Origin of the sequence: Bombella pluederhausensis, from assembly GCF_026385525.1 — a bacterium.
GTDB classification, from domain to species: Bacteria; Pseudomonadota; Alphaproteobacteria; order Acetobacterales; family Acetobacteraceae; genus Bombella; species Bombella pluederhausensis.
In genome coordinates this window covers 375,942-382,622 of record NZ_JANIDY010000002.1, presented here as the reverse complement: position 1 = coordinate 382,622, position 6,681 = coordinate 375,942, and the positions used below count along the sequence as shown (strand labels likewise).

At 51.4% G+C, this 6,681-nt stretch carries 6 protein-coding genes; 1 reads left to right on the top strand and 5 read right to left on the bottom strand.

The window, feature by feature from the left end:
- The 5 genes from NQF86_RS06365 to NQF86_RS06345 form a co-directional block, all read right to left on the bottom strand.
- Positions 1 to 1,215: filamentous hemagglutinin N-terminal domain-containing protein (locus NQF86_RS06365; RefSeq protein WP_266116783.1), on the bottom strand; the 1,215-nt coding region annotated here is incomplete at its 3' end.
- 17 nt (positions 1,216 to 1,232) lie between these two features.
- Positions 1,233 to 3,032, bottom strand: a complete 1,800-nt coding sequence (locus NQF86_RS06360; RefSeq protein ID WP_266116782.1) for a ShlB/FhaC/HecB family hemolysin secretion/activation protein — start codon at positions 3,030 to 3,032, stop codon at positions 1,233 to 1,235.
- A 62-nt stretch (positions 3,033 to 3,094) separates the two neighbouring features.
- The gene (locus NQF86_RS06355; RefSeq protein WP_266116781.1) at positions 3,095 to 3,700 is read right to left on the bottom strand and encodes an invasion associated locus B family protein; all 606 of its coding nucleotides are present in this window, start codon (positions 3,698 to 3,700) and stop codon (positions 3,095 to 3,097) included.
- 371 nt (positions 3,701 to 4,071) lie between these two features.
- Complete coding sequence (locus tag NQF86_RS06350; protein WP_266116780.1) at positions 4,072 to 4,509, bottom strand: hypothetical protein; 438 nt, start codon at positions 4,507 to 4,509, stop codon at positions 4,072 to 4,074.
- 122 nt (positions 4,510 to 4,631) lie between these two features.
- A complete protein-coding gene (locus NQF86_RS06345) occupies positions 4,632 to 5,102 on the bottom strand; it encodes a hypothetical protein (protein WP_266116779.1) in 471 nt (156 codons plus the stop codon).
- A gap of 587 nt (positions 5,103 to 5,689) precedes the next feature.
- On the opposite strand from NQF86_RS06345, the gene nadA reads away from it, so the two are divergent.
- Positions 5,690 to 6,676 carry a quinolinate synthase NadA gene (gene nadA, locus NQF86_RS06340; protein ID WP_266116806.1) on the top strand — a complete coding sequence of 329 codons (987 nt, stop codon included), beginning with the start codon at positions 5,690 to 5,692 and terminating at the stop codon, positions 6,674 to 6,676.
- Positions 6,677 to 6,681 lie beyond the last annotated feature (5 nt).

Below are 6,681 nucleotides of genomic sequence, written 5' to 3'. Positions count from 1 at the left end.
GCCAACCCCTTCGAGAGACACCGCACCCTGCTGGGCTCCCATCTCCCCGCTATTGGCAAGATGGCCCTGTGAATGAACCGTAAGGGGACCAACATTAGTTACGGCATGGCCAGTATTCTCAATGGAACCATCTGCCGATAACTGCATCTTACCGCCGTAAGCATACATGGTACCCGCGTTCGTAATCGCCTTCCCAGATGCAACATCTAAGGCCTGTCCTGCTTCCAATGAGCCTTGCTTACCGGTTTGTATATCTCCGTCAGCCCTTACATTCACCTGCCCCTGCGCAAGCATATGGCCATTCAGGACAAGATCCCCTCGACTATCCAGATGCATGTCGCCAGCATTCGCCGCCATAGTGCCATCTACGCGGACACCAGCCCCGGATTCATTAACAATCAGATAAATACTGTTAGCATACAGCCCACCCATGGCAGCTGTATCCAATGCCAGTTCAGGCTTTTTGCTTTTATCATCCGCTAGTGGTGTGGCTTCATTCGTTCCATAAACGACATGATTTCTACCTAGAACAAGATTGGCCTTCTGTGCACTGACGGGCCCTTCAATCTTGACGGAGCGTGACAGAATATCCAGCACAGGTACAGTTGCAAAATCTGCGCCCCGCTGGCCAAACTGGACCGTCCCACCACTGACGGAAAAAGCCTGAACACCACCCTGTGCATTCAACTCAGGATGCCCAGTCGTCAGAGTAACACGGGATGTATTGATGAAACCGCATCCATTACAGGTCAAACCATTTGGATTGGCAATAATGACAGCGGCCTGTTTTCCAGCAACCTCGGTATAACCCAAAATACGACTGGGTAGTGAACCTGTTACTTCATTCAGAATTGTTTCTGCAGCCCGACCATGCAAATTGGTGTTGCCTAATATAGCACCACCAATCTTTGTCTGCGCATTATGTGTTGCGTTGTTTAGGATAATTCCACGTTCCGAAACATTATAGTTTCGAAACATATTATGAGACACTCCCGCCCTATTCGGCGACACAATATTGATCTGGTCTATACCATTCTGCGTTTTGTCCAACTCAGGGCGCAGACCATGAACAGAATTATCAACCACAATCTGCGGAGGAGCTTGCTGTGCTACGGCCTGTGTAACAGTAGATGCCATTAACAGAACCACGGCGCAGAACAGATTGACTGCCTTCTGCACAAATGAAAAGGCCGTCTGGCTGTCATGCTGCATCATTGACCGTTCCATGCTGCTCACATCCGTACCCCTGCATTAAAGAACGTAATCAAGCCTTCTGCTGGCAAAGCCCCTCGGGCGATGGCGTGGGTAAGGACCACATCCCAGAAAAGGATTCCCCCCGTCTTGCGGATACCCAGCCCCACACCAGCCATTTCTCCACCCTTCAGAACGGCTGGCGTTGCCCTGGACAGAAAACCGGCACGGACCACACCGAAGTCCAGTGCCCCGTAAATCTGCACACCTTTCAGGAAAACCCTGCACGCCCCAGTATAGGCGCCACATTTCATAGTATCCGTTGGCGGCGACCATGAAACGTCATTGCGCATGTAGCCACCATTATTGCCAATGAACTCCTGCTCCAGAAATCCACGGACAGTATAGGGACCACCGACCTGCAATTCATTTGTCGGGTTCTGGTCATGGGAACTTATTTCCGCATGCATGGTCGTATGCCACAGCCAGCGGGGGGCGAAGGGAACGTATCCGTCAATATCCAGTGTTGGCTTTACATAGGCCGTGTGAGGCTCATCCCGGGCGGGGTTGGGGTAGTAATTCCATGTACCGGCCCCATCGACGCCAATTTTTACGCCACCCGTAATGTACCAGCTACTGGCCAGTATCTTGAGTGATTCACTGATGCTGGCATTCACATAGGCCTGACGCCCGCTCTGACTGAAAATGCTGGTGTGATTGACCTGAGACCCGAATGTCTTCCGTTCGAAAGAGACCTGTCCTGTCGTCACGCCGACACTGTTGCGCCAGAGCGTCCGGGAAAAACCGACCTGCCAGTCGGTTCGTGAACCATTCAGGTGATATATTTCAGTCCCGGCCAGTAACGGATATGCATCCTGCGACTGCCACCATGACCCGAAGGCTGTCCAGTAGCCAAAAGGCACAGACCCATTGGCCGACAGAAAGGACGTTCCTCTGGCTCCATGATCTGGCCCCCGCAGGGAATGATCATATTCCACCGACCACATGTCCAGCAGACCCAATGGGTTCTCTGCCATCAGCAGAGCATGGCCTACTGTGCGACCCGTTACTTTCTGACCATTATTGTCGGCCCAGAACTGACCATGCAGAATACCCTGTGCCGGGGCATTCACGACCACACGGGAAGCACCGGCTGCCGAGCCGGGCGTGATCTTCATCTGCGCACCGAAATGCGGCAGACGATTCATCTGCTCCACACCCTGTTCAAGGTCACGCAGATTAAGGATATGACCTTTCAGGCCGGGGAAAGCCATGTCCGGCACCAGCCGGCGGCTGCGCCCCTGCATGTCCATGCCTTCCAGCCGCCCTTCCACTACAACAACAGAAAGCTCACCACTACTCAGCTTCTGTTCCGGCAGGTAGGCCCGGGACGTGATATAGCCTTTACGGACGTAAGCCTCATTTATCCTGTTGATCAGGCCATTCAGGTCACTGACGCCAAGGCATCGCCCTTCATACCCTGCGGCCATATGTCGCAGCTTTCCTGCAGAAAGATGCGTCGTCCCACTGATGCTCACCTTACGGATGAACATGCAAGCTGGTGAGGCATCCTGCGGGGTCTGTTCAGGAGCAACCTTTACATTGGCAGAGGGAGGCGGGAGAGAGTCCAGCTGCTGCTGATGCTGGCGAAACCGCTGGAACTGGTCCTGCGAAGACCCCGGCCCGGCACCCAGCCCCGGAATGATCGGCGGTGCGGAGGCCAGAGAGGGTGCAGCCTGCGCTCTCCCCACACAGGCTGCACCCATGGCCAGTGTCAGGCCAAGACACCATGCCACGACCATACGGACAGCCACCCGCATACTCCCGATGAGTTCTGGCATCAGAGCACGCCAGAAAGGTCGCAAGACCAGTCCATGATTGACCTGCCGCTTTTAAGATTTAATCAGTGCCGAAAAGGCGAATGCTGTATCCAACCATCAATCTGCTTCATCGCCGCATCAGCGCCATCAAGTGCAAAGTTGATAGTCAAAGTCCCGGATGACACCTTATCCACCATGATATGGCCCGTTTTCCCCCCGGCGAACTGATCTGCCTGAGCGGAAGACATATCAGCCGACGCCATACAGCCCGTTGAAATGCAGGACTGCCATTGCAGACGGATGGGGCTCTGTCCCTCCACGGCGATACGGGCATCCGTCTTCAGGGACAGAGCAAGCGGGACCATTGCCGTTACACGCCACGGACGCTTCGCAATCGGCTCTTTATCCACATCCTCTGTGGCACGGGCCATTATGACAGCCCCCAGAGATTCTGGCTTGCCGCCTTCACCCTGCATCATGAGACTCTGCTGCATCAGACAGAACTGAGGCCCCTTCGCCGGGTTGTTCGGTGGGAATACGCAACGATATCCCCACTCTCCCGCGGTGCCAGACATGACAACGGGTGAGGTCTGGGCCGTATCAGCTGCCCGGGCGACAGAAGCTCCTGCTACAGTCAACGCTGAAAACGCCACAATACCCAGCATCTGCTTCATTATCCGACCAGCCACTACCCGTCCCCCCGCTACTTTCATGTCACATGGAATCTATTACGAGCGCAACTATATACCATTATTAAGCCATCATGAAATGATTTGTTAACCATCATAGCCGCCGTCATGCAACAGACCGGCCCATGATTGGATGATCCGTTTCACACCTGCCTTCTTTTTAGTGATCGCCTCGACAGGACTATCCTCATGAAATGGATATGATACATAAGACAGACCGCCCCATATCCAGGCCATGCTGGAACCGACCAATATGGCTCAGAAGCAGTTCAGCACTACCGGGAAAGACTTACCGCCAAGGCTCATACAGCAAAAAAGGCCAGGCTCCTGTTCCGGAACCTGGCCACATATTCTGAAAAAATAAAAGATCTTCAGTCACTCTCAAGCGAAAACAGCTTATCATAGGGCAGGTCAATATCCAGTCCTACACCATGTTCCTCGAAAATACGCCCTAATTCCTCACGAAAACCGGGGAGCAGCCTCGAATCAAGTTCCCCCTCATCTTCAAGATTAAATTTCCTGCCCAGTTTCATACAGGCTTCAGTTGGATTGAAGATATAACTGCCCCACTTATCATCACTCCTGTCGAGAAACATGTCACGCAGCGCAGGCGTAAGATCGCCTTCTTCCCAGCAATACATCAACCTGGACAGGCCAATCCGTGTCAAAGCGGCTATGGATTTTTCATACCACTCATCACCATTATCAGGAATTCCTGCCATACCATACATATGAGAGTCCCCCTCTATAACCAGTATACTGATAGGGTACTGATAGAAATGCATAAAATCATCGTCAGATATGGTCATTATCTCATCCACTACTTCAACTCCTGACCGACAAAATTTTCCCATCATTACACAATATCAGCAGAATAAAAATTCTGACTTTCTTTTATAGAGTTGGCCCATTATCCCGAAAAAAACCAGCCTCAATCGTTCTTAATTGAAAGCAGCTCACCGTAAGGCAGCTCTACATCAAATCCCACGCCATGTTCTTCAAAAATGCGCCCCAATTCCTTACGAAACTCCTCACAAAGATCAGTGATAATTCTTGGACGGTTCTCCTCATTAAAATATATAAGCAGCTTCTTGGCCAGCCGCACACCGGCCTCAGTTGGATTGAAATAGCAAGCAAGCCAGATATTGTCCTCTCTGTTAAGAAACATATACTTCAGAAGAGGCCTGATATCATGTTCAAACTTATCGTGACAGATAAGCCCCGATATCCCTAATCGAGTCAAAGCTGCCACTGCTTTTTCGTACCAAACATCATCATCGTCTTTGCTACAAAAGAAACTAGCTGTAAAATGCATGTCAATGGCACAATCTTCCTCAGCAACAATAAGCGCAAGAAAATTCTGATAAAATAAAAAGAAATCATCATCCGATATGGTCATCATTCTCTCCTTTACATACGTCACAATCAGAAATTTCTGCTCAGATGCGTTCAGTGACTGTATCAGTATGCTTCAGGCCACGATTTCACAAGTTCACTCTGCAAAACAAGATAGTACAGAGCCTCTTTTATGAAGCTATCTACAAGACCTCTCCTGAAAACAGAACACCTTGATCTTAGAAGAAAAATTCCTTTTTAAATAGGGGTTATTCCAAAAAGGTCATCTCCAATATATCTAATAATTTTATGAGAATACTCACAAACCATATCGTCAAATTCACCTGAGTAAACAAAATAAAAACACCATGAATAAAGGGATTCAATTCTTTAAAAGACTGTAAAGTCCATAGAAAATCTGTCATCAGATATATCTTCATTTGACGGAAAAAAGTGCTTTATCATAGGGCCTATATGACTAGGAGGATCAAAGCTCCACGACACCAGATTTTACCCTCCCCCTTAATCATCTACTCCATCATATCCGTCTCCTCACCCATCTCTCAGATCAGACAGAAACAGCTTGGCATGCCCCTCAGCAGGGCCTATATTATGCTCATAGTGAGTATAAACCTTGATAAGGACCTCTCCATGATGCAGGGCATCGCCACCTCTCCGTCCCGTGCGGCTCTATACGGCCCCGTGGCCTCTCTCATGGCCCGGCAGGACTGGGAACGGCTTTTTGCGGATGACATCGAGGCCATTCTTGAGCTGAAGCGTAAACATAACGCCGTCATCCTTGCCCATAACTATCAGACACCGGAAATCTTCCATTGCGTGTCCGACATCCGGGGCGACAGTCTGGCTCTGGCCCGTGAGGCCCAGAATCTGGAACAGGATGTCATCATCATGGCAGGCGTCCATTTCATGGCCGAAACGGTCAAGCTGCTGAACCCCACCAAAACCGTCCTCATCCCCGATGCTCTGGCAGGCTGCTCTCTGGCGGAAGGCATCACGGCAGAAAATGTCCGCACCCTGCGGGAGCGTCATCCCGGCGTGCCGGTCGTCACCTATGTGAACAGTTCCGCTGCCGTAAAGGCTGAAACGGATGTCTGCTGCACATCCGGCAATGCCCGCCGTGTCGTGGAAAGCCTCGGCGTGCCGGAAGTCATCATGATCCCCGACGAGTTCCTCGCCCGGAACATCGAGCGGGAAACCGGCATCAAAATGCACACATGGTCAGCTCGCTGCGAGGTCCATGAGCGTTTCACGCCGCAGGAAATCCGCCAGTACCGGCGGATGCACGGCCCGCTGCACATCATTGCCCATCCGGAATGCTCTCCCGATGTCGTGGCAGAAGCCGACCATGCCGGGTCCACAGCCAGCATGATGGACTATATCGCCGAGCATAAGCCCGAAAAGGTCATGCTCATCACGGAATGTTCCATGAGCGATAATCTTGCCGTCATGCATCCACAGGTTGACTTCATCCGCCCCTGCAATCTCTGCCCACACATGAAGCGCATCACCCTGAAGAACATCCGTCAGGCTCTGGAAACCATGAGCACCGAAGTCACCATCCCGGCTGACCTTCAGGAACCGGCCCGCCGCTCTGTCGAGCAGATGCTGGCCATCAAGTGAAGGAT

What these genes read in the sequence shown, in the direction of transcription:
- NQF86_RS06360 (WP_266116782.1), bottom strand. Translation starts at nt 3,032, where the DNA reads ATGCCAGAACTCATCGGGAGTATGCGGGTGGCTGTCCGTATGGTCGTG.
- NQF86_RS06350 (WP_266116780.1), bottom strand. Translation starts at nt 4,509, where the DNA reads ATGACCATATCTGACGATGATTTTATGCATTTCTATCAGTACCCTATC.
- NQF86_RS06345 (WP_266116779.1), bottom strand. Translation starts at nt 5,102, where the DNA reads ATGATGACCATATCGGATGATGATTTCTTTTTATTTTATCAGAATTTT.
- nadA (WP_266116806.1), top strand. Translation starts at nt 5,690, where the DNA reads ATGCAGGGCATCGCCACCTCTCCGTCCCGTGCGGCTCTATACGGCCCC.